The 25,208-nt window shown below is 56.0% G+C and carries 25 protein-coding genes and 2 pseudogenes; 10 read left to right on the plus strand and 17 right to left on the minus strand.

What is annotated here, in order from left to right; genetic code table 11:
- Positions 1 to 43 precede the first annotated feature (43 nt).
- On the minus strand, positions 44 to 703 hold the full coding sequence (locus BJ917_RS26550; protein ID WP_121105398.1) for an HNH endonuclease: 660 nt from the start codon (positions 701 to 703) through the stop codon (positions 44 to 46).
- Positions 704 to 1,933: an AAA family ATPase gene (locus tag BJ917_RS26555; protein WP_158602493.1), complete on the minus strand. Its 1,230-nt coding sequence runs from the start codon at positions 1,931 to 1,933 to the stop codon at positions 704 to 706. It lies immediately after the preceding gene.
- Between the two features lie 1,293 nt (positions 1,934 to 3,226).
- Between BJ917_RS26555 and BJ917_RS26560 the strand changes: the two are divergent.
- The 3 genes and pseudogenes from BJ917_RS26560 to BJ917_RS26570 all read left to right on the plus strand — a co-directional run.
- Positions 3,227 to 3,394: pseudogene (locus tag BJ917_RS26560) on the plus strand (glycoside hydrolase family 19 protein); the annotation flags it as partial.
- Between the two features lie 19 nt (positions 3,395 to 3,413).
- Positions 3,414 to 3,663 (plus strand): annotated as a pseudogene (locus tag BJ917_RS26565) (lysis protein); the annotation flags it as partial.
- 132 nt (positions 3,664 to 3,795) lie between these two features.
- Complete coding sequence (locus BJ917_RS26570) at positions 3,796 to 4,974, plus strand: acyltransferase (protein WP_121105400.1); 1,179 nt, start codon at positions 3,796 to 3,798, stop codon at positions 4,972 to 4,974.
- A 985-nt stretch (positions 4,975 to 5,959) separates the two neighbouring features.
- Here the strand turns inward: BJ917_RS26570 and BJ917_RS26580 are convergent.
- Entirely contained in the window at positions 5,960 to 6,169 is a 210-nt protein-coding gene (locus BJ917_RS26580) for a hypothetical protein (RefSeq protein WP_121105404.1), read from the minus strand.
- Between the two features lie 378 nt (positions 6,170 to 6,547).
- The gene (locus tag BJ917_RS26585) at positions 6,548 to 6,814 is read right to left on the minus strand and encodes a DUF1652 domain-containing protein (RefSeq protein WP_096511786.1); all 267 of its coding nucleotides are present in this window, start codon (positions 6,812 to 6,814) and stop codon (positions 6,548 to 6,550) included.
- Positions 6,815 to 7,912: 1,098 nt separating this feature from the next.
- On the opposite strand from BJ917_RS26585, the gene BJ917_RS26595 reads away from it, so the two are divergent.
- Positions 7,913 to 8,233: a hypothetical protein gene (locus tag BJ917_RS26595; RefSeq protein ID WP_121105406.1), complete on the plus strand. Its 321-nt coding sequence runs from the start codon at positions 7,913 to 7,915 to the stop codon at positions 8,231 to 8,233.
- A gap of 82 nt (positions 8,234 to 8,315) precedes the next feature.
- On the opposite strand, the gene BJ917_RS26600 is transcribed toward BJ917_RS26595, so the two are convergent.
- Positions 8,316 to 10,016: an aspartate:alanine exchanger family transporter gene (locus tag BJ917_RS26600; protein ID WP_121105408.1), complete on the minus strand. Its 1,701-nt coding sequence runs from the start codon at positions 10,014 to 10,016 to the stop codon at positions 8,316 to 8,318.
- Between the two features lie 192 nt (positions 10,017 to 10,208).
- Here BJ917_RS26600 and BJ917_RS26605 point away from each other — a divergent pair, with 192 nt between their 5' ends.
- On the plus strand, positions 10,209 to 11,897 hold the full coding sequence (locus tag BJ917_RS26605; RefSeq protein ID WP_121105410.1) for a SulP family inorganic anion transporter: 1,689 nt from the start codon (positions 10,209 to 10,211) through the stop codon (positions 11,895 to 11,897).
- Between the two features lie 149 nt (positions 11,898 to 12,046).
- Positions 12,047 to 12,712 carry a M24 family metallopeptidase gene (locus tag BJ917_RS26610; RefSeq protein ID WP_121105412.1) on the plus strand — a complete coding sequence of 222 codons (666 nt, stop codon included), beginning with the start codon at positions 12,047 to 12,049 and terminating at the stop codon, positions 12,710 to 12,712.
- A gap of 12 nt (positions 12,713 to 12,724) precedes the next feature.
- On the opposite strand, the gene BJ917_RS26615 is transcribed toward BJ917_RS26610, so the two are convergent.
- The gene (locus tag BJ917_RS26615) at positions 12,725 to 13,642 is read right to left on the minus strand and encodes a LysR family transcriptional regulator (protein WP_096511781.1); all 918 of its coding nucleotides are present in this window, start codon (positions 13,640 to 13,642) and stop codon (positions 12,725 to 12,727) included.
- A 156-nt stretch (positions 13,643 to 13,798) separates the two neighbouring features.
- On the opposite strand from BJ917_RS26615, the gene BJ917_RS26620 reads away from it, so the two are divergent.
- The 3 genes from BJ917_RS26620 (at position 13,799) to BJ917_RS26630 (ending at position 16,264) form a co-directional block, all read left to right on the plus strand.
- A complete protein-coding gene (locus BJ917_RS26620) occupies positions 13,799 to 14,239 on the plus strand; it encodes a DoxX family protein (RefSeq protein ID WP_096511780.1) in 441 nt (146 codons plus the stop codon).
- A gap of 74 nt (positions 14,240 to 14,313) precedes the next feature.
- On the plus strand, positions 14,314 to 15,237 hold the full coding sequence (locus tag BJ917_RS26625) for an NADP-dependent oxidoreductase (protein WP_121105414.1): 924 nt from the start codon (positions 14,314 to 14,316) through the stop codon (positions 15,235 to 15,237).
- Between the two features lie 127 nt (positions 15,238 to 15,364).
- Complete coding sequence (locus tag BJ917_RS26630) at positions 15,365 to 16,264, plus strand: pirin family protein (protein WP_121105463.1); 900 nt, start codon at positions 15,365 to 15,367, stop codon at positions 16,262 to 16,264.
- Positions 16,265 to 16,311: 47 nt separating this feature from the next.
- On the opposite strand, the gene BJ917_RS26635 is transcribed toward BJ917_RS26630, so the two are convergent.
- From BJ917_RS26635 to BJ917_RS26645, 3 genes are all read right to left on the minus strand, one after another.
- Complete coding sequence (locus tag BJ917_RS26635) at positions 16,312 to 16,755, minus strand: hypothetical protein (RefSeq protein ID WP_256658577.1); 444 nt, start codon at positions 16,753 to 16,755, stop codon at positions 16,312 to 16,314.
- Between the two features lie 352 nt (positions 16,756 to 17,107).
- Positions 17,108 to 17,308, minus strand: a complete 201-nt coding sequence (locus BJ917_RS26640; protein ID WP_096511778.1) for a hypothetical protein — start codon at positions 17,306 to 17,308, stop codon at positions 17,108 to 17,110.
- A 103-nt stretch (positions 17,309 to 17,411) separates the two neighbouring features.
- Positions 17,412 to 18,248 (minus strand): NAD(P)H-binding protein, encoded by an 837-nt coding sequence (locus tag BJ917_RS26645; protein ID WP_121105416.1) that lies wholly within the window; start codon positions 18,246 to 18,248, stop codon positions 17,412 to 17,414.
- Positions 18,249 to 18,425: 177 nt separating this feature from the next.
- On the opposite strand from BJ917_RS26645, the gene BJ917_RS26650 reads away from it, so the two are divergent.
- A complete protein-coding gene (locus BJ917_RS26650; RefSeq protein WP_096511776.1) occupies positions 18,426 to 19,091 on the plus strand; it encodes a TetR/AcrR family transcriptional regulator in 666 nt (221 codons plus the stop codon).
- Positions 19,092 to 19,136: 45 nt separating this feature from the next.
- Here the strand turns inward: BJ917_RS26650 and BJ917_RS26655 are convergent, their stop codons facing one another.
- The 8 genes from BJ917_RS26655 to BJ917_RS26695 all read right to left on the minus strand — a co-directional run bounded on the left by BJ917_RS26655 (position 19,137) and on the right by BJ917_RS26695 (position 25,178).
- Positions 19,137 to 19,421, minus strand: coding sequence for a hypothetical protein (locus BJ917_RS26655; protein WP_096511775.1), 285 nt, complete (start codon positions 19,419 to 19,421; stop codon positions 19,137 to 19,139).
- Positions 19,422 to 19,629: 208 nt separating this feature from the next.
- A complete protein-coding gene (locus tag BJ917_RS26660; protein ID WP_008055683.1) occupies positions 19,630 to 19,860 on the minus strand; it encodes a hypothetical protein in 231 nt (76 codons plus the stop codon).
- An 82-nt stretch (positions 19,861 to 19,942) separates the two neighbouring features.
- Entirely contained in the window at positions 19,943 to 20,164 is a 222-nt protein-coding gene (locus tag BJ917_RS26665; protein WP_096511774.1) for a hypothetical protein, read from the minus strand.
- Between the two features lie 72 nt (positions 20,165 to 20,236).
- Positions 20,237 to 21,256 carry a DNA topoisomerase IB gene (locus BJ917_RS26670; protein WP_096511773.1) on the minus strand — a complete coding sequence of 340 codons (1,020 nt, stop codon included), beginning with the start codon at positions 21,254 to 21,256 and terminating at the stop codon, positions 20,237 to 20,239.
- Positions 21,257 to 21,345: 89 nt separating this feature from the next.
- Entirely contained in the window at positions 21,346 to 22,425 is a 1,080-nt protein-coding gene (gene modC, locus BJ917_RS26675; protein ID WP_121105418.1) for a molybdenum ABC transporter ATP-binding protein, read from the minus strand.
- Between the two features lie 3 nt (positions 22,426 to 22,428).
- Positions 22,429 to 23,109 (minus strand): molybdate ABC transporter permease subunit, encoded by a 681-nt coding sequence (modB, locus tag BJ917_RS26680; RefSeq protein ID WP_121105420.1) that lies wholly within the window; start codon positions 23,107 to 23,109, stop codon positions 22,429 to 22,431.
- The gene (modA, locus tag BJ917_RS26685; protein ID WP_096511770.1) at positions 23,110 to 23,877 is read right to left on the minus strand and encodes a molybdate ABC transporter substrate-binding protein; all 768 of its coding nucleotides are present in this window, start codon (positions 23,875 to 23,877) and stop codon (positions 23,110 to 23,112) included.
- Positions 23,878 to 24,113: 236 nt separating this feature from the next.
- The gene (locus tag BJ917_RS26695; RefSeq protein WP_096511769.1) at positions 24,114 to 25,178 is read right to left on the minus strand and encodes a nitronate monooxygenase family protein; all 1,065 of its coding nucleotides are present in this window, start codon (positions 25,176 to 25,178) and stop codon (positions 24,114 to 24,116) included.
- Positions 25,179 to 25,208 lie beyond the last annotated feature (30 nt).

Here is a 25,208-nt window from a genome sequence, read left to right on the forward strand (position 1 = left end):
CAGGTTGTACTATTAAGTTTTTTCTTATTGTTTTGGTCTATTATTAGTCCATGAAGTCACTAAGTAACTCGCCAAGCTCCGCATCATCTAAAATGCACCACCTAATAAAAGCAGAGTAAGGGGCGGATCTATGAATAAGCTTTTGCATGCGCTCCAAACTTATTTCTTTTTCACTGTCCGTAGAGACGGGGTTGTAATAAGAATTAATTTGGTCTAGGAGTAGGTTATATTGATCGAAAACCTTTCGGCGAAGAAAAGCTCCTGAGACTTTTTTATTAATTGTATGATCGCTATTGTATACTCGCTCTAATAACTGTCTGCTCAATTCAACTTTCGCATCAAAACGCATCGATACCAAATTGACAGTTTTAGCATATGGAGTTATTGGTGGGACATGCTTAATTGCGCGAAATACATCTGCAGTATGGTCGCAGCAATCCAAGATATCATCAAATTCTGCCAGCTTTATATTGTTGCATCGGCTACAGGCTAAATAGAGATTATTCCAGTCAAACTTTTTATTTACATCGCCTTTGTGAGGGTGAAAGTGTTCGACATTTATGTCGTGCGGCTCTTTGGTTTCACAAATGTAGCATTTGTCAAAAAAAATCTCACAAAGCTCTGTATATACATCATTGCCGTCGTACTTTTGCTTTGCTGCAAGTGAGGTGGGCACATTTGGAGATCGTACAGCATTGAACATTTAAACCCCCTCCTTTTTGTTCTTGTTTATTAGTAGCCTAGCCTTCTTAACAAAGAAAGCTGACTCGCTATCTAAGTGCTGTTCATGCTCGCCAATTTCACGAATGTAATGTTCGAGCTTTATGATGTCGATATCAGGAGATCGCATGATGTCGGCAAGGTCGACTATCATTTCCTTAATTACTTCCGAAACCGGTGCAGTGTTAAATAGCCCAGACAAAATAGATTCATATGAATACATGGACAGGTCTTCGACCTGTTCAAGAGTTGACAGGTCATAGATGACAGCATCTCTGACAGAGGACACTACAAACGGAGAGTGCGTAGAAACAATGAACTGAATTTTTGGGAAAGATTTAGTTAAAAATGAAAGAATCTTACGCTGTAGAGACACATGAAGGTGAGCATCTATTTCATCGATTAGCACCACGCCATAAATATCATCAATGGCATTGGAACTTAGCTGAATTTTAGTTAGTAGAGTTGCGTAAATTGAAAAGATTGATGAAAATCCGGAGGAAAGTTGCTGAAGTCGATACTGAGCTTTTCCTTGTTGTCTTATGTAAAATGACTGTGTTTCATACTCGAAATGCAATTTTAAGCTTGAGTCTTCAAATAATTCCTGAAGGTCTTTTTCAAGCTTTTCAAACCACGCGTTAATAGATTCTGCTTCGTGTGGGTTGTTCCCTATTTTAGGTGATTCAGCAAACGCTTGGGCAGTTTTTTGGCTTACCAAAAAATCTTCAAATACTATCGATGAATCAGGCGCAGAAAGTGCTTCTTGCCTTATCGTCTCTTTGCTCTTTGAAGAGCTGGAGGGTCTGATGCTAGCCTGGCGTGTAGCCTCAAATTTGAGCAGTACAGCTCTTTGGTTGTGATAGTCAATTGTAAATTGCTCATAGTTATCAATTGCTACTGGTGGCAACTGCGCCTCAGATAGTGCTGCTTGAGCTTCCTTCAGTGCTCCCAAATAAGCTAGGTAATTTGGATGAGCTTCGTTCATTTGAGAAAGTTGGTAGTTGTAGGAATTTATGTTTTGCTCGAGTTGCTCAGTCGTTATATTCTGTCGCGAAATAATACGCTTAGACAAGTATTCAAAAAGTCCATTAATGAATTGTGTTTTGCCACAGCCATTAACGCCGGTAATGATTAAGTTTCGATTGTTTAACTCTATTGAGGTCGTTTTTCCTGAGCTTGGTATCACTGCGTTGATTTGACAAACATTATTCATCACTAACTTCCATATCGAATAAATAGAAATCCAGCTTTGGGCGTGATACCAGAAGCAAACGACTCGTGAAAGCAAAGTTTGGAACGGTTCACGGTAGCTTCAGAAGCTAACATACCTCTGCCCTAGCATGCCTTAGAACAACCTTTTTTGACCAGTATCGACTCTAGGCGTGCGATCTAGCACGATGATCTTACTAGGTGATGTCTAGGAGCAGACACCCAATTCCATGCTCAACTGCTTGGTTGTGTGCTTCAGCAATTTGCTGAATTCTGCCGCTGCTCACCGACAGCTTTGGGGGCGACTGCAGCCCTCCGCGACCCGCAGCAATTGGCCGATCTATTTTTGTATGGCTCTCGTGCGGGAACATTCTTTCCAGCAGCCGATATGTTTTTCCTGTCCTGGAAATCGGCATTGACCAGGCTAGGGACGAAGTTCTGCTTCGGCGTATTTGCACGCACCATCCCTATTTACCGAACTCCCGGCTCGCTGGGATGAGTTATACCTGGCGCGCGCCGTCGTCCCCCCGCCACGCCTGCGGGCTAAATGTGTCGTTTTTTCTGCACTCCCTGCAGTTGCTTCGGCGTGGGCCTGGCTGGGGTTGCTCTGGCATTGCTGGGGGTGAAAAAGCCTGCGAATCCCTGCAAGGGTGGGCTGTTTTGTGAAGGCTGCTGGAGCGCAGTGGGGGATGGATTTTGAGAGGTGGCTCGGGAAAAGGGTTAGTTTTTGAAATGGCAGCCCAAGAGCTGCTGAGACGCCCGTATTTACTGGGTTTGAGAGCTAACTTTGGAGGGTTAGTTATGGTTAGGTTTGAGGTTAGTAATTTGTAAGATACTGATTTATAAGGGATTTATTTATTGGTTTTTTAACAACTATAAAGGTTAGGAAATAACCCTCAGCTAACCAATTCCTAACCTGCGGCCATCGTCGCGAAGCCGCCCAGCACAAGGCTTTCAGGGCAGTCAGCAAAAAACTAACCTTCCTAACCGTTTTCCGAGGGGTCAACATGAAAAGCCGAAAGCGCCTAGGGGGAGGGCGCTGGCGCAGGTCCATCAGTTGTTGCGCACTCGTGTTGGTGCGCAAACACTCCCAGAATCCAGTAACTGTCACCGAAACTGTCACCAGTTCTACGCAACGTCACCTTGATACCGCTGGAAGCCTTGAAAATAGTGGAGCGGGTGAAGGGAATCGAACCCTCGTTATCAGCTTGGGAAGCTTTTAACGGTATACCTATGTGAAAGACGGGGGGTTAGAAGCGGGGGAGGTCTTTAGAGGCTTGGAGATTTGGGGCGGATAGCCGAGTCGACTGCGTGGTTCTGGTGGGTGCGTGAGCTGAATACGCTCGCGGATCGAGACGAGTTCGAGGCGATCACCCGCAAGATCAATGGCGGCCTGAATGGGCTGGCGGATCGACTGCAGCTGTGGGATCGGGCGAGGGCGGCGTTGTGCATTTCGTCGATCTGATCCCGGCGCCGTATCGGGTGGTCGCCTGCGCGACCGCCTTGCCACTGCTGATCTGCGCCTGTCAGTTCTACTCGACACCACCGATCAGCCAGCGGCTGCAAAGTGCCCGCCACCACCCCAACCGGCGGCGTGGTTCATGGCCCACAAGAGCCCAACTTGGCCCAGCGCATGCTCAACAAATTATTGGCATCACCGATGCCGGCGACCAAGGGCTAATCGCGCTGACTGCCTGCCAAGGCTATGTAAATGCGGTCTCGACTCGGCAGTAAACGTGGTAGGCCATTTTTGATTGTGCAACCGTCCACTTCCCAGTGGTTGACATTGTGTTCTGATTGATACACTTATGTTACGTGCCCCTTTGACCTTCAGAGCGGGCGATCCTTATTAAAAATGGATGCTATATGAGTCGTACTGTGCTCGATCAAAACAATAATAGAATGTGGTTTTTGCAGTTTTTACGTGGCGTCGCCTGTCTGCTTATTGTGTATGTGCACTGGCAAACATTTGTTATGAATCCTGGGTCCTTAAGTGGAATTATTTTTCAATCAGGATTCCCGGCAGATTACGTAGCGCCGACATCGGTTGTGAAGTTTGGAGTTATCATAAACCAAACCATGCCGTTTGATTTTAGGGAGGTATACTTAGGGCTTGCTCTGTTCTTTTTGATCAGTGGTTTTATTATTCCAATCTCTCTGGAGCGTGGAACCAGAGTTAGTTACATTATTCGCAGAATTGCCCGGATACTACCAACGGCGGCGGTCTGTACTGTAATAACGGCTGGCGTAATAGTCATTGGCCGATACGTTGAGGGCAACGCTATTGCTCCATTTTCGATAAAGACAATCATTGCGAATGCTGCGCTTGTTCGCGATATTTTAGGCCATCCTTATATTGATACGGCTATCTGGACATTAGAGATTGAGGTTCATTTCTACTTGATTTGTTTTGTTATCTCATTCTTTTCGGGGCAGAAGAAGGCCTCTGTGATATTGGCGATGACCCTGGCGTTTCTGCTGGTGAGTTACGCGCTCACAAAGGATATGGGTAAGTTTGAATATTTTCGACTGTATTTAAGTGGTATTGCCTTAAATGGATGCTTTATTGTTCTTATGTTTGTTGGTATGGCTTTGTATAATTATCATGTTGGGAATTGGTCAATTGCGAAAACGGCACTTGTGACTTTTGTTTTGATGATTATGAATAATTTAATATTGCAGAATTATTCAAATGTGACATCTGGAATAATGTATGCGAACCATCTGTATGCAGCTCTTATGTTTATGGTGCTGATGTTGGTGGGAGAAAGACTTCCGTACTCCAAAGTTATCGACAAAATTGCAGAGGTTTCTTACCCGCTTTATCTGCTGCATGCCACCTGTGGTTATACTCTGTTTTATATAGTGTACAAACATTTTAACTCTATCGTTTCGGCATTCTCTTTATCGTGGGTGATAGTTATCGCGCTCACGCTTCTTGTTCATCGAACAGTTGAACGACCCTCAACGCCGGCAGGAAAGCGTGTTGCACAACTGGCAGAAAATATTCGTTTCCCGATAGGTTTTAAGTCTCGGGATATGTGATCAGGAAATAAAATTAAAGGCGCCAAAATGGCGCTTTTTTTTGTCCGAAAAAAGTGCGACCGGGTGGATGCGTCAACATCCAACCCGGCCGCCGTCCCTGTAGCTATAACTTTCATCTTCTGACCCGAAACGATTGCCACTAGATTGTAATAAAAATGTCATCTTCAGGGTGCGTTTATCGACGAATGCAGATTTTATAGACCGCCAAATTCGAAAAGGTGCCAGATTGCCTTCGGAAGGAGCGATTTTGAAGTGCTCCTGACTGACCGCTTATTGCCGTAACTGCCTGATGAAAAAGGAAAAAATCCAGACCAATGGTGGGTTTCGTGTTCGGCTTTTCCTACGGCGCGTGGCCACAACTCTTGCGGAGCTCGCGGTCGTTGGGGCGTTCGGCTGCTGAACATTTAGTCAGGCTGTGTTACGCCTGACTGAATTTTTCTGGAGGGGCTCAAAAATCTCCCGCTCACGGCGAAGGGGCCACTCAAAAACCCAGCATTTCAATGATATGCGCTCCATTGCGCTGTGTTGGGTAGTGTTATGGCGCAAGTCGCTCAGATCGAGACACCGATCAATGCTGCGCAGAAGGTGATTGGCGGGGATGTGATCTTCAAGGTTGAACGAGTAAAACAGTCGCTCCTGCCCACTCGATAACTGTCCCATCATACTGCGTGCTTCCCTGCTGGCCGATGCGCGAATTTTGCCGCAGGCCAGACGGGGGAGCTACTTTTTCAACAGAATCGGCCTTTATCTGCCGGATGTAAACGCAGTTAGCCGTTGCGTAAAGGTAATTTGAGAGGGGTTGCTGGTACAGAACTGGTACGGGAAAAATTGTTTGTCGCTGTAAGCCTTAGGTTTAAAGGCTCTTGCGGTTAATCGATCCAATCCATCATCGGCGCAGGATGTGAGCACCAAGTGCTTTGCCCGTGGCTAGCTTTCGCTAAGGGCAATTTAGGGCAAAACAAGGATCGCTTTTGGTCGATTGCTGTCACTCAGGCGCCATCATTACTGCGAGTGACATCTTGATAAATTCTTCGTTTTTATCGATGGCTTCCAGGGCGCCGCGCACGTTGTCGGCGACTTCGCCAGATCCACGTTTCTCTACCCAGTTTGATAGCTCAAGGATGGCGGCCTCCAAGGCGAGTTGATTTTCGTTGAGTTTGAAAAGAAGGGAGGGGAGTAAATCTGAGTTTGGCATCGCGGAGGCTCCAAAAAATAAGAGCGTAGCAGTAATAGGCGAGCGCATATCAGACCTTTATCTGGAGTTTGTTGCTCCGCAACTCACACAGTGAGGCAGGAAAATAAGGTAATCCCGAGCTGGCTTTTCGATGAAAACGAGGAGCAGAAAAACATGTACGTAATTGATTTTAAACATGTTATTTGCGGACTTAAAATCCCCCGCTCGTAAGGGCGTGCCGGTTCGATTCCGGCTTCGGGCACCATATAAAACAAAGGCTTACGCTTAACGGCGTAGGCCTTTTTTATTGGGCGGTGCCACCAGCCGTGTGCACGTCAACTGAGCAGCAGAGGGTTATGAAACGAGTCCAACGCTTATCCATGGCGTTTCGGCTCGGGCTTACGCCGGATCGCTTCCCGCTGAAACCACTGTGCCCGTCGCTTGGCGCGCCGCCATTTCAGAGCGCAACTCACCAATCAAATTTGCAATGGCGCGGCTGGACGTCAATTGATTGGTCGTGACCGCTGTGACCAGGAGATCGACCCGCCCAGACGTCGGATCGAATACTTTGATCATCAATGAACCGTCCGGATTGACTGAGCAGGTGCAGGAGAGGGGCTGGAAACCGCATTCGATTATGTGACGAAGCTCAAGCGTGGAAATCATGACTCACGTCCTTAGGGCCAAGTGAATGGGCATATTAATTTTAGCTAGGGGTTTGCACGATGGCGTTGCTGGTCAATCTAGCTGTAACTGAATCAGGATCACGGTCGCGGCCAAACCCAATGTAAGGATTCCCATTCCGCAGGTGATTACGAGTAGTAGGGGGTTTTTCCACACGGCTTTAATCTCCAGGGTCGAATTGTTGAGTTCAGGTGCCAGAGCAATAACTGAACCAACATGTGACAGGGCGATGAAACAGCCTGCTACAGCGGAGCAGGTGCCGTTTGCCTCAGGAGGATTCCCCGTTATTGGGGAAAAAATGCGTTTCTGACACCGGGGCTGGGTTCCTTACAGCAACTCGCTGCGGTGGTTCATACGGCGACATAGTTGCGCAGCCGTGGGTTTGCCGCTGACGCTTGAGCACGGTCTTGTATAGATTTGTGATGTAACCGCGCCCGCCATTTGGCGTGTTCAGGTCAAATCCTGGCTCGGCCGGTTTGTTTTCTGTGGGTGTGATTATGAGCCTCGGTGGTTAAAGGAAAAGTTGGCTAAGCTCATGGCGGTCAAATCTCAGGGGGTACAGCCATGACGAGAAAACTGATCTGCCAGAAGTGCAATCAAGACACGTCTGTAGAGCTTTGCTTTGACGATGACATCGACAGCCAGGTATTCAATTGCGAGCACTGTGGTGGGAGGCATGTTGAGGTAGAGACCGGCAAATTGCCGGGCTTCCCTGCCTTGAGCAGGTTTCGATTAGATGAAGATGAGTGATCGTGCCTCGGCCAGCCATCAGGTTTTCTGTGACCTTGGGGCGTCCTACTTCCGCCTCGGATCATTTTGCGACAACTTGACCTTAGCTCTGATGACTACGTCTCGGCACCGTCCCAACTTGGCCTCCGGTTACTCTTGGGCTGCACTCTGAAAGTGAAAGCGCTGACGCGCCGATAGTTTTCGTACCAGCCCCTGAGGTCACACCGCCGCTGGTCGGCGACTTGCGATAGACACTGTAGAAAAAAACTCTCGTGCCGATATCCGCGGTGCAAGGCCTGAACATGTCCGGCCTACACCTGAGCGAACGAGCACATTAGTGAGGAAGCAGTGATGGTTGACCCGCATGAAACGATGGGCAGTGTCGGACAGATCGCTGCCGAGCGCGATGCCCTGCAACAGCGCCTGGACAAGGCTGATTGCGCGGCTCATGAGCTTCAGAGGCAACTGGACCTGGCAAAGACGCTGATGACCCGTCTGTTGGCGGCGAGTTACGCATCGACCGGCAAACCTTCCGCGCCCCTGACAAACTGGGGGCTAAATGAGATCGATGTTGTCGAACGGGAAATGGCCTGCTTTTTGAACCCTGTCAATGAGGCGGGCGGCCGGTTCGACTCCGGCTTTGGGCACCATGAATATCAAGGGTTTGCATGAGAAACCTCATGCAAGCCTTTATTTTTTTGGCTCCGCAGATTATTTCTTCCCGATCCCTTGCCCACCGTCCAGGCTTGATATTTCAGGCGGCGAAAACCATGGCAAAGTAGCCGAAGACGGTGAGCAGGATTCCCGACACTGCGAACGCCACCGGAAACCCCACCCAGGGTGCGCTGCTGCCGATCTCGGCGGCTGCCTCGCGGCATGGACCGGAGTGGCTTCGGGCCCCGGCCATGCCGCCCATCAACACGGCTGGATTGATTTTCATCAGGTGGTAACCGATTACCCAAACGGCGATAGGTGGCAGCAGGCAGCCGAAGAACCCCACTGTGAAGATCTGCACGGCGAGGGTGCCGGTGAGTTGATTCAATAGGGTGGCGCCGGCGTTGATGCCGACGATAGCAACGAATACCAGCAGGCCGATGTCCTCAAGGATGTTGCGTGCGGCATTGGGCGTGTTGCCGAAAAAACGCAAGCGTGACGACAGCGACGAAATGATGATCCCCGACACCATCAAACCGCCCGCGTTTCCCAGGCCCACGGCAGCGCCAAAGGCGGGAAACTGGATAAGGCCGATCAGCAGGCCCAGGGTCATGCCGATGAACAAGGTCAGCAAGTCAGTCACGGTGCTGGGACGGGCGATGAGGCCGAAACGTTCGCCAGCCTGTTGCACGGCGCTGGTCAGGCCTGTGACAAACAATACGTCACGGCGCTGCAATTGGGTCTCCGGACCCACTGGCAGGGGGACGCCACCGCGCTCAAGGCGGGTCAGTTGAAGCTGGCCGGCCAGGCTTTCCCCGCGGAACTCTTTGAGTTTCCTGCCGATGACGGCCTTCTCTGTCACCAGAATTTCCGCCTGGTCCAGCACCACGCCTAGTGCCTTGGGATCATCGACTTCCGGACCTATCACCCCAATGTTGGCAGTAAGGTCCTTGTGCGTACCGCCCAGGGCGATGACGTCTCCTGGCTGCAGTTGAATGAGTGAGTCGGCCCCAATCGAATCATCACCGCGTCGCACATTGACGATGCGGTACTCCGGGAAGCGACCGCGAAATTCCTGGATGGTCAGGCCGGCGGTTCCGGGGTTATCGAGGCGGTAGGCGCGCAAACCGAAGGCTGTGTATCCGTTCACGCCCATGTCTTCGACTTCATGAATGCCATGCTCGGCTTCATAGCTGCGCGCTGCGGCTTTTGCATCGACGCCCCACCAGCGAGGCATGTATTTGCACATCAGGACGATGCCGATCGTTCCCCACAAATAGGTGATGCCATAACTCAGCGTAATCATTGCCGATACATCGGCAGCGGTGGTGCCAGGCGGGAGCTTGACAGCCCCCGAGGCCACCGCCTGTTCGGCCGAACCGATGGCCGAAGACATGGTAGTAGCGCCTGCGAGTATTCCCCCGGCGGCTCCGGTCGGGAGTTGAAACAGCCGCGTACCTGCCACCACCACGACAAGACTGAGAACACTGCAAATAACCGCCAGCAGGGTGAACTTCAGTCCATCCCCTCTGAGACTGTTAAGGAACGAGGGACCGACCCGCAAGCCAACGCCATACATGAACAGATAGTAAAAGAGGTTCATGGTGAACGTGTCGACCTTGAAGGTAACGCCATACAGGGATCCTGTGATGGCGACCGTACACCCGACGAGGATGGCCGCGGCGACCATGCCCAAACCGTAGCCTTTGATGGTGATGCGCCCGATCAGTACCGCAAGGCTGACGACCCCGAACAACAGCATGTAAGGGTTTGTATCGAGAAACGTGAACAATGCCTGCACGTATTGATCTCCTTGCGCATACCGTCAGTGGATCGCAGTAAGGAAAAATCGGTGCTGTTGTCACTTTTACGATCGCGTCTGATGCAATCTAGCAGCCAGAGGTCATTCATGCTCGGGCGGTAATCTTTCAAGGCGCATGGGACCGCATTCGATCATACACTTCAGGAGACAGCCACTCGCCTGGAGGCAGTGATGAATCTTCAAATCCAGCGTGCACTGCGTAGTTGGCCGGTGTTGAACTGGCTCGGCAGTTACCAGCGTAGTTGGCTCAAAGGCGATGTCATCGCCGGTCTGACGGCAGCAGCGGTGGTGATCCCCAAGGCCCTGGCCTACGCCACGATTGCCGGCCTGCCGGTGCAGGTCGGGCTCTACACCGTGCTGGTGCCAATGGCAATCTATGCGGTGCTCGGCACGTCACGCCCCCTCAGTGTCAGTACCACCACCACGCTGGCTATTTTGGCCGGTTCTGCACTGGCTCAGGTCAGCCCCTCCGCCGATCCCGCCGACCTGCTGGTGACTTCTGCTACGTTGACCTTGCTGGTGGGTGCGATTCTGACGCTGGCGGGGGTGCTGCGCCTGGGTTTCGTGGCAAGTTTCATTTCGGAACCCGTGCTGGTCGGCTTCAAGGCCGGCATTGGCATCGTCATCGTGCTTGACCAACTGCCTAAACTCTTGGGTCTTCATTTTGAAAAAGGCGGGTTTTTTCATAATCTGCTGGCAACAGCGGTCAATATTCCCCAGGCATCGCTGCCCACTGTCGTGGTGGGCGTGACCACGGTGTTGCTACTGATCGGCATGAAGCGCTACACACCGCGAGTGCCCGCACCGTTGGTGGCGGTCGCGTTCGGGTTGGCGGCCATGAGCCTGCTGGGCCTGGGTGATTACGGCGTGTCCTCGGTAGGCAATGTGCCTACTGGATTGCCCGTCCTGACGTTGCCTGACGGGTCGTTGTTAAACGCACTCTGGCCGTCGGCGGTAGGGATTGCCCTGATGAGTTTTACCGAGACCATTGCTGCTGGACGCGCCTTTGCCCGTAGCGACGAGCCCGTGCCACAGCCGAACCGCGAGCTGGTGGCGACGGGAATCGCCAACATCGGTGGCGCATTTTTCGGTGCCATGGCCGCCGGTGGCGGCACCACCCAGACGGCGGTCAATCGCCTGGCTGGGGCCAATTCGCAGCTGGCGAGCCTGGTGACCGCCGCGTTGGCGCTCGGCACCTGTCTGTTACTGGCGCCTTTCATTGGCCTGATGCCAAATGCCACGCTGGCCGCGGTGGTGATCGTCTATTCCGTAGGCCTGATAGAGCCAGCCGCCTTTCGCGAAATCCTGGCAGTGCGCCGCACCGAGTTTCTCTGGGCCGTGGTGGCCACGGCCGGGGTCATGTTGCTGGGCACCCTGCAGGGCATTGTGGTGGCGATCATCGTCTCGCTATTGGCGCTGGCCTATCAGGTTTCCGATCCACCGGTGCACGTGCTGGGCCGCAAGCCTGGCACCAATGTGTTCCGCCCCGGAAGCGACGAACACCCGAGGGACGAAGTCTTTGCCGGGTTGCTCATGCTGAGGCCGGAGGGGCGCATCTTCTTCGCCAATGCCGAACATATCAGCACGAAAGTCCAGGCGGCGATCGTCGCGAGCGAACCCAAAATCGTGGTGTTTGATTTTCGCAGCGTATTCGACCTGGAGTACACCGCACTGAAGATGCTGGATGCGGCGGACCGGCGCTTGCAGGAGCATGGCATCTCTCTGTGGCTGGTGGGTATGAGCCCCAGCGTGCAGGCCATGGTGATGCATTCGCAAATGGGGCGGGCCATGGATGAGCAACAACGCCTGTTTCTCAATCTGGAGCAGGCGGTGGCGTACTACCGAGCGCTGGGCGACTGATTGTAAAGGGCCGCCCGCGGGCTAATGCCATTCCGTCGATTTCCCCGAGCCCGACTGGCCGTGGTCACGCTTTATCTTTGATATGGGGTGTCGCAATATATAAAGCTACATAGCGCGTGGCCTGCGCTTTCTTACCAAGGGAATGAATGATGAGCACGGTCTTGAGCAGCAAAGAAGCGGTAGGTGAGCGTTACGAACTGGAAACGATGCGTCACGCACAGCAGATGACCTGGAAGGCCATTGATCAGATCGCCCGGGTCATCACGCCCGGTATGCGCGAATCCGAGGCGCAGTCGCGCGGCAAAGAGATCCTGGCGGAACTGGGTATGGACCGGATCTGGCACCCGCTGCTGATCCGCTTCGGGACCAACACGCTCAAGACCTTCAAGCAGCGCTCCGATGGCGATCCCGAGCTGGGGGCCGAAGACATTTTCTTCATCGACTTGGGCGTGGTGTGGCAAGGGCATGAAGGCGATGCCGGCGCGACGTTCACCACGGGTTCAGATCCGGAAATGATCGCCTGCGCAGCGGCAGCCAAGGAGCTTTTCAAGCGGGTCGAAAGCTTCTGGCGCAGCGAGCGGGTTTCCGGCGTGGCGCTTTACGACTTTGCAGCCGCGCAAGCACAGGTCATGGGCTGGACGCTCAACCTCGACATCAAGGGCCACAGGGTCAGCGATTTCCCCCATGCGATTTACCGGGGTGGCGACCTCGGGGATCTGGATCAACACCCGAACACCGGCCTGTGGATTCTGGAAATTCAACTTGCCCACCCCGAGCGTCCCTTTGGCGCGTTCTACGAAGACTTGCTCATCTGAACGAAGACACTTTCAAACCGGGGCATCCGGCACCGAGCCTTGTTGCACGAAGCGGTCGATCAACCACCTTGCCGCCGGACCCGGTGGCAGGTCCGTGCGGTAGATGACGTCGAAGCAATATTGGCCGCTTTTGTACTCCGGAATGTTCAGCTGCACGAGCCGGCCGCTCTCCAGATCCTCCTGGACCATTGGCGCCGGCATGTTCCCCCAACCGATGCCTTCACGCAGCAACATGTGCTTGGCGCCCAGATCCGCCAGGCGCCAGGTGCGGTTGCTGAGCACGGCGAAATCCTTATCTTTGGTCAGGCGCGAGCGGTCGGACAATACCAGTTGCGTGAACTCTCGCCCGGCGCCTGGAACGTTCGAGTCGCTGGAAGCCAGCGGATGATTCGGCGCCGCCACCGGAATCAACTCGACGCTGCCGACGCCAATTCTTTCGATCCCGTCGATGCCTTCGTTCATCGGCCCGCTGACGCCGACAATGGCACCACGGTTGATCACCAGTTCCGTCACGGCGCCGAGGGCTTCCATGTGCAAGTGCAGGGCAACCGTGGGGAATTCTTCCCGAAAGGATTTGAGTGCGTCCACCACGCGCTCCGGGGGAAGCATCACATCGAGCACTACGTGAACTTCAGCTTCAAGCCCCTGAAGCAGTCCCTTCACTTTGGCGCGCAAACCATGGATGCCGTTGGCAATGGTTCTGGCTTCGGCCAGCACGGTGCGGCCGGCATCGGTGAGCTGGGGTTTGCGGGTGGTCTGACGGTCAAACAACGACACGCCGAGCTGCGTTTCGAGGTTGGCAATCGAGTAGCTGATGACCGAAGTGGCCCTGTGCAGCTTTCTGGCCGCCGCTGCAAAACTGCCGACCTCAACAACGGTCAGGAACACGCGCAATTGGTCGAGCGTCGGTGTTCCGGGATCAGAAATCATGGGATTGAACTCTCCTTCGATGATGCGAGTTACTTGCCTATTTATTCGAACCTAACGATCTAAATTAGTCGTCTATTCAGATTAGATGTCAAGGTGCAAGCTTTCTTCACAGCAGCGATTCATGGCGAATCGCGCAAACTTTGAAGGAAATACCTCATGACCACTTCTGCAAACATCGCTCAATCCACCGCCTCAGAGCAGAGCCGTTCCGACGTGACCCAGGCCTCGGCTTCGTTGATCGGCCGCGTACTGCTCAGCGCAATCTTCATTCTCTCCGGTTTTTCGAAACTTGCCGCGCCCGCGATGATGGTTGGCTACATCGGTTCGGTAGGGCTTCCACTTCCGCAACTGGCGCTGGCGTTGGCGATCGTTGTTGAGATCGGTGGTGGCCTGGCCTTGATCGCTGGCTACCGCACCCGCAGCGTCGCCGCAGTCCTGGCCGTGTTCAGCGTGTTCACCGCACTGGCGTTCCACAACGCGCTGGGCGATCAGAACCAGTTCATCCACTTCTTCAAGAACATCGCGATGGCCGGTGGCCTGCTGCAAGTCGTGGCCTTCGGCGCCGGTCGCTTCAGCCTCGACGCCCGCCGTCGTTGATAACCCCCGCGCTGCGAAGGCCGGTCCCTCGCAGCGCAGTGTTTTCTCCCTTCTTTTCAATAGTCGAGACCTCCATGAAAGCCATACGCGTGTACGAATACGGCAGCCCTGAAGTTTTACGTCTGGAAGACATCGCAGACCCGGTGGCCGGTGTTGGTGAAGTGCTGATCGATGTCGCCGGAGCCGGGGTCAACCCGATTGACTGGAAGATCCTGTCCGGTGCCATGAAAGGGTTCATTCCTCTGCCGTTGCCTTTCACCCCGGGGGTTGAAGTGGCGGGTACCGTGATTGCGCTGGGGCAGGGCGTCACTGAGTTCAGCATGGGTGATGAAGTGTTCGGCTTCATCAATATTGTCGGCGGTTATGCCACCAAAGCCGTCGCCCAGGTTTCAAAGCTGGCCGTAAAGCCGCACTCGCTCAGCTTGTTACAGGCCAGTGCTGTGCCTGCAACCGCACTGACGGCGTGGCAGGCACTCACTGAACATGCGGGCGTGCAACGGCGGCAGAAAGTGTTGATCCACGCCGCGGCCGGTGGGGTAGGCAGCATGGCCGTGCAGATTGCCAAGTACCTGGGCGCTGAAGTCTACGCAACGGCCTCCGCGGACAATCATGCTTATCTGAAAGACCTCGGTGCTGACTACATCATCGACTACAGGACCCAGGCATTCGACGAGCAGGTGTCCGGCGTCGATGTCGTACTGGATCTGGTCGGCGGCGACACACAAACCCGTTCGTTCAAGGTACTGAAAAGAAACGGTGTGCTGGTCTCGCCGGTGAGCCTGCCGAACATGTCGCTGGCCAACGACTATGGCGTGACCCCCGCCCATTTCGCCACCCGTTCCGATGGCCGACAGCTCTCGCTCATTGCCGAACTGTTCGACAAGGGCCACCTCACGGTCGACGTCGAGGCATACCCGTTGAGTGAGGCGAAAGTGGCGATCGAGAAAAGCATGGGCCGTCATTTACGGGGCAGGCTTGTCCTCGATACAACCCGGTAAGTCGTCGCCGGGTATTCCTGTCTCTGGTGGACGAGTGCAATCCAATTGTGCCGACTTATCAAGTAACCGGCCTGGACCGATTGTGTGAAACATCGAGCCGAACGGCTGCCAACTTCGAGTAATCATGATGCCTTTTCAGCAACAACCTCAGATCGGTATACGGGACACCGCTGCTCACCGGGCTATCCGTTACCGCACCACCGGCAGTGGGCATGGCGCGATTGTCCGGCTGATGAGCCCTTCAGACCTGGGTCATCTGATCAAGCCTTTTGTGTTCCTTGACCTGTTTGAAGGCGAGAGTTCATTCATCAACGGTATGCCGATGCACCCGCATTCGGGCATCGCCACGGTCACGGTCATTACCGAAGGTAATTTGCGTTTTGAGGATGCCGAGTCGGGTACGGGGATGATTGACTATGGCGGTGTTGAATGGATGCGCGCGGGTGGCGGGGTCTGGCATGGCAAGGAAATGTCGGTCGGTACCTCAAGGCGCATTCAAGGTTTTCAACTGTGGGTGGCACTGCCACCTGCGTTGGAAAACGCCACCGTCGACAGCCAATACCTGGAGTCAAGCGTGATGCCGCAAGTGGGGCTGGCACGTGTGATTCTGGGTTCCTATCTGGGTGTCCAAAGCCCGGTCCGTGCTCCCGCTGGCATGAACTATCTGCTGGTCACACTACCTGCCGGAGAATCCTGGAGCTATGTTCCGCCCGAAGGGCACGAGTCGTTGTGGTTGAGTGTCAGTCGCGGATCCCTTTGCGCTCCGGAGAGGGTCCTGGCGGGAGAAATGGTCATTTTCGAACCCGGTAGCGGCACCGTTACGCTCAAGGCCATGCACAACGATACCGTCTTCGTGATCGGCTCCGCGCAGCCTCATCCTTATGATCTCGCGTTGGGTAACTACTCGGTGCATACCAACCCGCAAGCCTTGCGTGCGGGGCAGGCGAAAATTGCCGAGATTGGTGCACGGCTGCGTGACTACCTGAAAAAAACCAACCCGTCAGCGAGCGTGCTGGTTTTCAAGTAACCCGAGCGTCCGGCTTCGTTGTTTCGCATTTTAAGGTTCGGCCTACATCATTCACACGCAGTGCTGACGGCTTTCTCGGCGCGCTGGATTTCCAGTTTCACGTCAGTCGTTATCCGCTGCTCCTTCAACTGTTGCCCAAGGAAGGGCTGTTCGCCCCGGGATTTCACTTCCGCATCCGTGGCGGCCACCTGCGCCTGGACTGTGGCGGAGTGCTCCGTGATGACAGCCTCCACTTCCTCGTTGGTTTTAGCGGTATCCAGCGCATTGATGAGTTTGCCCACCTCGGCCTTTTCCGCTTCGGCGTAGCCTTCGACGGACAAACCGGTTGCCATGGCGCGTGCCTCGATCTCTACGGTCTTGAGATGCTCTTGCGCCACTTTGCACAACTCTTCCTGCCGCCGATTCTTGCTGGCCTCCCACGTGCTGAACCCGTAAGTCACGGCAGCCAAAAGGGTCACGATGACGGTCGTGCCAATCAATTTGCCTTTCACGTTCACGTATCCTCAAAAGGCAAGGGAAAAGGAATGGTCGTAAGATTCTGTCCAAGACTGAAAAGACTAGCCCAGGATGCGCGGGGAGGGTTACTCATCAAATCGCGGGCGAGAAAAAAACGGGTGCGCACCGAAGATTATAAGGGCTGGGACGCGCGGTGGTAATGCTCAGCCATCGGTGTCGCGATCCCCTTGGTTTGCGAATGGGCACCGGAGTTTGAGTCTTGCGGGCGAAAAGGGGGCGTTGGAAGATTGGCGAGGAGAAAAGGTGCTGCGCGTCAGGTGAGTGGAAAAAAGAAAAGCCCGGTGTTGAACCGGGCTTTTGAGCACGAGCAGTGTTGCTTTAGCCGATTCAACCGCCAATACCCGGTTCAGTCTTGCGTCGATCGCTGCCGTGAGGGTTGCCGCTGTTGATCAGCCGCCTTTCCAGCAAAATATTTTGCAGGGCCTCACGGTCTGACGGGGTCAGTTGATGCTCTCGCTCCTTGAGTTCGAGCAGGATCGGGCTGGACCACTGGCGATAGGTTTGTTCGGCACTACGAATGGATGACATTGCTTCCTCCTTATCAGGCTCCTGCCAATAAAGGCACCGCAGTTCGATACGAAGGACACCCTAGTCGAGGAAGTCGAATGTCGCCAATGCAGTACGTCGGCACTCAACCGTGAAGGTTCCAGATCCCCGTTGCCGCCGCGCGCCGGACATAATCGGAAAAGTCTCGCGCCGGCCGCCCCAGTGCGCGTTGGACCCCGTCGGTAACCGGTGTGTTGCGGCCGTCGAGTACCGTGGTGAACAGATACAACACCAGGTCGATGAACTCAGCCGGCAGTTGCTCCTGCTCCAATGCCTGGCGATAGGCGTCCGGCGGCACCGCCAGGAATCCGATATCGCGATCCGTCGCGCGGGCGATTTCGGCGACGGCTTCGGCAAAGGTCAGTGCCCGTGGTCCGGTCAGTTCATAGAGCTGGCCTGAGTGCCCGGGTTGGGTCAGCGCGGCGACTGCGATTTCGGCGATGTCTTCCACATCGACAAAAGGCTCGGCGATGTCGCCGACGGGCAGCGCCAGTTCTCCTTGCAGGATCGGTTCGAGAAAGTGCCCTTCACTGAAGTTCTGACAGAACCAGCTGGCACGCAGGATGGTCCAGTCGATACCGCTGTTCTGCACCACACGCTCGGCCTGCTGCGCTTCTATCTCACCGCGACCGGATAACAACACCAACTTGCCGACACCGCTGTTCACCGCCTGGTCGGTGAACGCCTGGATCGTCTCAAGGGCGCCAGGCACGGCGATGTCCGGCTGAAAGGAAATGTACGCGGCTTGAACACCTTCAAGGGCAGCGGCCCAGGTCGACCGGTCTTCCCAGTCGAAAGGTGGAGTGGCGCTGCGGGAGCCAAGGCGCACGTTCCGGCCGGCTGCTTCGAGCCGCTTTACGATGCGCCGTCCGGTCTTGCCCGTGGCGCCGAGAATCAGAAGGGTCTGCTGGTTGCTGTTCATCGCGTTCATCTCCATTGGTAATGTGAGTGATGCTCACGTTTAAAAGATGATAGACCCTCATGTTTTGCGGTCAATCCATGGAAAGAACAACCCGACGTATGGCGATGACCTATTGGGTACCCCCATGGCGGGTGCTAAGGTGAGTCAGTGTCATGTTTATTGATCGGGAGTCCGGCCGTGCCCAAGAAGACCAGCGAAGTGCTAGAACAGGCTGTTGCAGAGCCGATTCGACGCAATCCCACGCAGCAACGCAGCCGCGAACGCCAGGAGCGCATCCTCGCCGTGGCGACGGAGCTGATCGCAACCAAGGGCAGCGATCAGCTCAAGATGAGTGAAATTGCCGAGCGCTCCGAAATCTCCATCGGCTCCCTTTATCAGTACTTCCCCGACAAGAGTGCGGTCATACGCACGTTGGCCGAACGCTACAACGCCGAAAGCCGTCGCTGTATCGAAGAAGCCTTGGGGGCGGTCGAGGATGTGCCAGGGTTGCAAGCCGCCTATTCAGACTTGCTCGATCAGTACTATGAGATCGTGTTGGCGACCCCGGCGATGCGTGATATCTGGTCCGGCATGCAGGCCGACAAACACCTGCTGGCGCTGGAGTTGGAGGAGAGTCGAAATGCCGGCGGGTTACTGGCCGAGACGATGCTGAGGGTGTATCCGCACAGCGATGCAGTGCAGGTCCGGGAGTCCGCATTTCTGATCTGGCACCTGGGCGAGGCGACCATGCGCCTGGCGATCTCTTGCGCGCCCGGGGAAGGGCGCGGATTGGTCGAGGCCTTCAAACGCATGTCATTGCGCGAGATCCTGCAGCCAGGGTGCGTGAACGCAACGATTGAGTAGCCTCAGGTGGCCGGGTCGGCACAACCCAGCCCCCGAAGCCTTTGGCTAAACGTAGGGTTGGCCGGTAAAACCACGGGGCAATCTTTGCAACCCGGGCAGGGCGATCAGGCGCTCGGTCCAGGCCTGGCGCCAGTCAGCAACGGTTTGGGTGGCTTTGGCTTTGCGTGCGGCGCGCCGTGCAGCGTTGCGTTGGGCTTTGCGCGCCTCTTTGTACACTTCGGTGTTTCGGCAGCTTCGGCATTTGACCCGGTTGAGTTCGCGGGTCGAAGTGAGGTTGTTGCCTTTGTGACCGCAGGCCAGGTGCCCGCTGACTTTGAAGTGAGTAACCATTGGGACGTCTCCTCGTGACGTGTGATCGTTGGACCTCACACGGTGGGTGACGTTCGTTGCGTGCCTGGCGCAAAAAAAATCCCGGCGCCTGGCCGGGTTGGGGGGAGAAGCATGAATAGAGCGGGCAGGCACTCACTCGGTGACAACAATGTCGCCGATCATGCCTGCGCTGTCAGACCCTGTCTTCGCATCGACTGTCCGCAACGACTCATCTGAACCGTGGCAGTGGTGGATCGACAGGTTTGAGCGACGACAGGGTATTACGGATCAGCGGCGTATCCTTCTCGATGTCGTTCAGGCGATCGCGAATCCTGAGGGCAGTCGGATGTCCGCCTTGGTGATCGACCCAATCGGCGATTTCCTTGCATGCCGCGGCCAGGCGAACCTGACGGGAATCGAGCAGGGTGAGCAGGGTGGTGATGGACTCTTTTTCGGACATGGGAAACACCTCCGTTCAAGACACCTGGCAGGACATTTCAGCCCTCTTCAGTATAGACCCGTAAAAGGCACGCGAGAACTCATCAGCCTTCTCGGGCCGTTACTTGTGACCTGGCATTCAGCTGGCGGCAGACGCGTTTGGCGTCGTCTTCAAGTTCGTAGCCGTCACCGATGAAACCGTTGGTGCGGGTATCGTTTATGCGGTACCAGACGGCAGCCTCGGGGGGTGGATGACCGGTTTCTCCGGCTCGGCGGCCATGAATGATGATCTTGTTACAACGCTTCACGACGAAAATGTCTTCCATGGCTTCACCGCAGCTGACTCGTGTACAGATCAACTATAGAAGTCATTTGTAATCGTGCAAAAAATAGGCAAGTCAATTCGTCGGTTCAGACGCCAGTTTCTCCAGCAACATCGCCAGCCCGACCTCTTCGGCCCGCAAGCCTTTACGCGTTCTTGGCCGGGGCAGATCGGCCAGTGCGCCCAGATGAAAGCACTCGAGCACCGCCGGATGGATATAGCATTTGCGGCACACCGCCGGGGTATTGCCCAACTGCCGGGCGACGTTTTTCACCATCTCCACCACATGCCGTTTCGCCTCCGATTCCGGTTGCCACTGCAGTTTGCGCAACACCGCCAGCGCCAGGGCACTGCCGGCCCAGGTGCGGTAGTCCTTGGCGGTGAAGTCGGCACCGGTCAGGGTTTGCAGGCAGGTATTAACGTCAGCGGACGTGATGGTGTGTCGCTCGCCGTTTTCATCGAGGTATTGGAAGAGATCTTGCCCGGGGATGTCCTGGCAACGCTTGATAATCCGCGCCAGGCGCCTGTCCTTCACGGTGATCTGATGTTCGACACCGCTTTTGCCGCGAAACTGGAACCGGATCGCACTGCCGTTGATCTCCACATGACGGCTGCGCAAGGTGGTCAGGCCGTAGGAGCGGTTGTCCCGGGCGTATTGGGTGTTGCCGACACGGATAAGCGTGGCATCGAGCAAGGTGATGACAGTGGCCATGACCTTGTCGCGGCTGAAGCCCGGTGCTGCCAACAAGGCCTCCAGCTGTTTACGCAGTTTCGGCAGGGCCAGGCCGAAATCCCGCAGGCGTGAGTACTTGTCGCTGTCGCGCACTTCGCGCCAGCGCGGATGGTAACGGTACTGCTTGCGACCGCGCGCGTCGCGGCCGGTGGCTTGCAGATGCCCGCGCGGGTCGGCGCAGATCCACACGTCGGTGTAGGCCGGCGGCACTGCGAGTGCGTTGATGCGCTGGATTTCGGCAGGATCGGTAATCCGCTGACCGGTCGGGTCGAAATAGCCGAACTTGCCACGCAGCTTCCTGCGGGTGATTCCGGGCCGGGTGTCATCGACGTAATGCAGGTCGGGCGGCAGCGCATCGGGCATGGTGATCTTCCTGAGCGAGGAATCCGGGGTCGTTACAGCCATTGACCCCAGGCCACCGCAGTCGTGCCAGCGCCGTTAAACCCCTATTGCTAGGCCAATACCGCCACGGCCTTGATCTGCGCCCAGAGCTGCTGGCCGGGATGCACGTTCAACTGATCGCGGGAAAAGCGCGTAATGCGCGCCAGCAGTGGTGTGCCCGCCGCGTCCAGTCGTACCAGCACGTGGGCGGCGTTGTCGGCACCCAGTTCACTGACCACGGTGACCGGCAGGCGATTGAGGATGCTGCTGTGTTCGGCGTTGTGCAGGCTCAGGCTCACATCCCGCGCCTGAACCTTGCAGCGCAACGCCTGGCCCGGCGCCATCGGCGTGTGTGGCACGCGAATGCTCAGGGCTGTGTCGGGCAGTGCCAGGGTCAGCAATTGGTAATCGCTGTCATAACGGCTGACGCGGCCTTCGATGACCACGCCGGCGTCATCACCCAGTGCCAACGGCAGGTCGAGGCGAGCCAGGGTCTGTCCGATAGGACCGCTGGCGAGCGCCTTGCCGTCGCTGAGCAGGACGATATGGTCGGACAGTCGCGCGACTTCATCCTGGGAGTGGCTGACGTACAGCACCGGAATGTCCAGTTCATCGTGCAGCCGTTGCAGGTAAGGCAGGATTTCGCCTTTGCGTTTGGCGTCCAGCGCGGCCAGCGGCTCATCCATCAACAACAGTTTGGGGCTGGTGAGCAGGGCGCGGGCGATGCCGATGCGTTGCCGTTCACCGCCCGACAGGTGTTGTGGATGGCGATCGAGCAGGTGGCCGATGCCCAGCAGCTCGGTCGCGTGGGCCATGTCGACCCGGCGCTGGTGTTTCGGGATGCGTTTGAGGCCGAATTCCAGGTTGGCCAGCACCGACAGGTGCGGGAACAGACTGGCTTCCTGAAACACATAACCCAGGGCGCGCTTGTGCGGCGCGACGAAAATGTTCTTGTCGCTGTCCTGCCAGATTTCGTCGTTGACCTGGATAAACCCCCGCTCGGCCCGTTCCAAACCCGCGATGCACCGCAGGCAGGTGGTCTTGCCCGAACCGGAGTGACCGTAGAGCGCGGTGACGCCGCGACCGGGCAACTGTAAATCGACATCCAGGGCGAACCCCGGATAACTCAACTTCAGGCGTGTTTGAATCATCGATCAGCTCCAGCCCGCTTTGGTTTTTCGGCTGGAGTACAGCGCCAGCAATACCGCAAAGGAGAACACCAGCATCGCCGCCGCCAGCCAATGGGCCTGGGCGTATTCCATGGCTTCGACGTGATCGTAGATCTGCACCGAGACCACGCGGGTCTTGTCGGGAATATTGCCGCCGATCATCAGCACCACGCCGAATTCGCCGACGGTGTGGGCGAAACCGAGGATGGCCGCAGTAATGAAGCCAGGGCGGGCCAGGGGCAGGGTGACGCTGAAAAAGGTGTCCCAGGGATTGGCGCGCAAGGTCGCGGCCACTTCCAGCGGGCGAGTGCCAATGGCGGAAAAGGCGTTCTGCAGGGGCTGGACCACGAACGGCATCGAGTACAGCACCGAACCGATGACCAACCCCGCGAAACTGAAGGTGAGGGTGCCGAGCCCCAATGACTGGGTGAAATGGCCGACGAACCCGTTAGGGCCGAGCGCCAGCAACAGATAAAACCCGATCACCGTGGGCGGCAGCACCAGGGGCAGGGCGACGATCGCCCCGACCGGACCGCGCCACCAGGATGAGGTGCGCGCAAGCCACAACGCCAGCGGAGTGCCGATCACCAACAGGATGACGGTCGTCAGGGACGCCAGTTTCAGGGTCAGCCAGATGGCGGAAAAATCGGCACTCGTGAGCGACATTTAGAGTTGGTAACCGTAGGACTTGATGACAGCAGCGGCTTTTGGTCCCTTGAGGTAGTCAACCAGCGCCTTGGCGGCCGGATTGTCCTTGCCCTTGTTGAGAATCACCGCGTCTTGTTTGATCGGGTCATGCAGGTTGGCCGGAACGATCCAGGCCGAACCGCTGGTGACTTTGCCGTCTTTGTAGATCTGCGACAAGGCGACGAAGCCCAATTCGGCATTGCCGGTGGATACGAACTGGTAGGCCTGGGTGATGTTCTGGCCTTCAACGATCTTGTCCTTGACCTTGTCGGTCAGGCCTTGCCTGGCCAGTACCTGGGTCGCCGCCAGGCCATAAGGCGCGGCTTTCGGGTTGGCGATGGACAGGTGTTGGTACTGGTTGTCGCTCAGCACTTTGCCCTTGGCATCGACGTAACCTTCCTTGGCCGACCACAGTGCCAGGGTGCCAATGGCGTAGGTGAAGCGCGAGCCCTTGACGGTGTCGCCTTCCTTTTCCAGTTTTTCCGGGGTGGTGTCGTCCGCCGAGAGGAACACTTCGAACGGTGCGCCATTCTTGATCTGGGTATAGAACTGACCGGTCGCACCGAACGAAGTCACCAGTTTATGCCCGGTATCTTTTTCGAAATCGGCGGCAATCGCCTGAATCGGCGCGGTGAAGTTGGCGGCGACGGCCACCTGGACTTCATCGGCCTGGGCAGAGCCGAAGGCGAACACGGCTATCAAAGTCGCCAGGCAAGTAGGGGCAAAACGTGAGGCACGAATGGTCATGAAACGGCTCCGTTATAAGCAGATGATGCGAGGGGGTGATTCGTTATATATACGAATATATAGCGAAATGCCTGCGAACGGAACTTGCCTGATCTGGGGTGAGAGGTCTCATCATTGTGGGTGTGCTCTTGTGGCGAGGGAGCTTGCTCCCGTTCGGCTGCGAAGCAGTCGCAAGCTTTTGGGGCCGCTTCGCGACCCAGCGGGAGCAAGCTCCCTCGCCACAGGGTTTGGCAGATTCAGCGGCGAAGCAATTTCGCCAATCCTTCCTCGGCCAGTCGCCGGGTCAGTTCTGCGGTCGTCAATTCAACCCCCAGCGTGAATGCCTGCCCGGCCCAGAGGTTGCTGAAGTCCGCTTCGCCTTTGGCCCGCAATGGCATTAGCGCGCCACCCGCCAGAGGAAAGGCCGGTGCCTTGGCGTTCATCGGTCCGAGTTCGCGCATCACCCGATTGAGAATCCCCCGTGCCGGGCGCCCGGTGAACAGGTTGGTGACGGCCGTCTCGCTTTCCTTCGCGGTACGCAATGCCTTGTGATGCGACGCACTGACCTTGGCTTCCGGCGTGAACAGATACGCCGTGCCCACTTGTACCGCCGAAGCCCCCAGCATGAACGCTGCTGCAACGCCGCGCGCATCGGCAATGCCGCCAGCGGCGATCACAGGCACTTTCACCGCATCGACAATCTGTGGCACCAGGGCGAAGGTGCCGACCTGGCTGCTCAGGTCATCGCTGAGAAACATCCCGCGGTGTCCGCCCGCTTCGTAGCCCATGGCGATGATCGCGTCGCAGCCATGCTGCTCCAGCCACAGGGCTTCTTCGACCGTGGTGGCTGAGGACAGCACTTTTGCCCCGGTGGCCTTCACCCGATCCAGCAGGGACTTTTCCGGCAGGCCAAAGTGGAAACTCACCACTTGCGGGCGCAATTCCTCGATCACTTCGCAGCTTGCGGCATCGAACGGCGCACGATTGGACACCGGTGTCGGTGCATCGAAGTCGACACCCAGTTCGTGGTAGTAGGGTTCCAGCAGATGCTTCCAGTCTTTCGCACGTTGCTCGTCGGCGGGTGGCGGTTGATGGCAGAAAAAGTTGACGTTGATTGGGCGCTGCGTGTGTTGACGGATGGTTTTCAGCTCTTCGCGCAATTGCTCGATGCTCAGCATCGCTGCCGGCATGGAGCCCAGGCCGCCGGCATTGCTGGCCGCGATGACCATGGAAGAGAGGGTGGCGCCAGCCATTGGGGCCTGGATGATCGGCAGCTCGATCCCGAGCAGGTCAAGAATGCGGGTGTCTGGCCATTGACTCATTTTGGGTGCTCTCCGATGTTGAAACCGGGC

Source organism: Pseudomonas sp. WPR_5_2 (assembly GCF_003634475.1).
Taxonomy (GTDB): domain Bacteria; phylum Pseudomonadota; class Gammaproteobacteria; order Pseudomonadales; family Pseudomonadaceae; genus Aquipseudomonas; species Aquipseudomonas izuensis.

What these genes read in the sequence shown, in the direction of transcription:
- BJ917_RS26640 (WP_096511778.1), bottom strand. Translation starts at nt 17,308, where the DNA reads ATGTCATCCATTCGTAGTGCCGAACAAACCTATCGCCAGTGGTCCAGC.
- BJ917_RS26550 (WP_121105398.1), bottom strand. Translation starts at nt 703, where the DNA reads ATGTTCAATGCTGTACGATCTCCAAATGTGCCCACCTCACTTGCAGCA.
- BJ917_RS26585 (WP_096511786.1), bottom strand. Translation starts at nt 6,814, where the DNA reads ATGATTTCCACGCTTGAGCTTCGTCACATAATCGAATGCGGTTTCCAG.
- BJ917_RS26655 (WP_096511775.1), bottom strand. Translation starts at nt 19,421, where the DNA reads ATGGTTACTCACTTCAAAGTCAGCGGGCACCTGGCCTGCGGTCACAAA.
- modC (WP_121105418.1), bottom strand. Translation starts at nt 22,425, where the DNA reads ATGATTCAAACACGCCTGAAGTTGAGTTATCCGGGGTTCGCCCTGGAT.
- BJ917_RS26665 (WP_096511774.1), bottom strand. Translation starts at nt 20,164, where the DNA reads ATGGAAGACATTTTCGTCGTGAAGCGTTGTAACAAGATCATCATTCAT.
- BJ917_RS26570 (WP_121105400.1), top strand. Translation starts at nt 3,796, where the DNA reads ATGAGTCGTACTGTGCTCGATCAAAACAATAATAGAATGTGGTTTTTG.
- BJ917_RS26620 (WP_096511780.1), top strand. Translation starts at nt 13,799, where the DNA reads ATGACCACTTCTGCAAACATCGCTCAATCCACCGCCTCAGAGCAGAGC.
- BJ917_RS26555 (WP_158602493.1), bottom strand. Translation starts at nt 1,933, where the DNA reads ATGAATAATGTTTGTCAAATCAACGCAGTGATACCAAGCTCAGGAAAA.
- BJ917_RS26630 (WP_121105463.1), top strand. Translation starts at nt 15,365, where the DNA reads ATGCCTTTTCAGCAACAACCTCAGATCGGTATACGGGACACCGCTGCT.
- BJ917_RS26595 (WP_121105406.1), top strand. Translation starts at nt 7,913, where the DNA reads ATGGTTGACCCGCATGAAACGATGGGCAGTGTCGGACAGATCGCTGCC.
- BJ917_RS26660 (WP_008055683.1), bottom strand. Translation starts at nt 19,860, where the DNA reads ATGTCCGAAAAAGAGTCCATCACCACCCTGCTCACCCTGCTCGATTCC.
- BJ917_RS26645 (WP_121105416.1), bottom strand. Translation starts at nt 18,248, where the DNA reads ATGAACAGCAACCAGCAGACCCTTCTGATTCTCGGCGCCACGGGCAAG.
- BJ917_RS26670 (WP_096511773.1), bottom strand. Translation starts at nt 21,256, where the DNA reads ATGCCCGATGCGCTGCCGCCCGACCTGCATTACGTCGATGACACCCGG.
- modA (WP_096511770.1), bottom strand. Translation starts at nt 23,877, where the DNA reads ATGACCATTCGTGCCTCACGTTTTGCCCCTACTTGCCTGGCGACTTTG.
- modB (WP_121105420.1), bottom strand. Translation starts at nt 23,109, where the DNA reads ATGTCGCTCACGAGTGCCGATTTTTCCGCCATCTGGCTGACCCTGAAA.
- BJ917_RS26610 (WP_121105412.1), top strand. Translation starts at nt 12,047, where the DNA reads ATGAGCACGGTCTTGAGCAGCAAAGAAGCGGTAGGTGAGCGTTACGAA.
- BJ917_RS26580 (WP_121105404.1), bottom strand. Translation starts at nt 6,169, where the DNA reads ATGCCAAACTCAGATTTACTCCCCTCCCTTCTTTTCAAACTCAACGAA.
- BJ917_RS26695 (WP_096511769.1), bottom strand. Translation starts at nt 25,178, where the DNA reads ATGAGTCAATGGCCAGACACCCGCATTCTTGACCTGCTCGGGATCGAG.
- BJ917_RS26605 (WP_121105410.1), top strand. Translation starts at nt 10,209, where the DNA reads ATGAATCTTCAAATCCAGCGTGCACTGCGTAGTTGGCCGGTGTTGAAC.
- BJ917_RS26625 (WP_121105414.1), top strand. Translation starts at nt 14,314, where the DNA reads ATGAAAGCCATACGCGTGTACGAATACGGCAGCCCTGAAGTTTTACGT.
- BJ917_RS26615 (WP_096511781.1), bottom strand. Translation starts at nt 13,642, where the DNA reads ATGATTTCTGATCCCGGAACACCGACGCTCGACCAATTGCGCGTGTTC.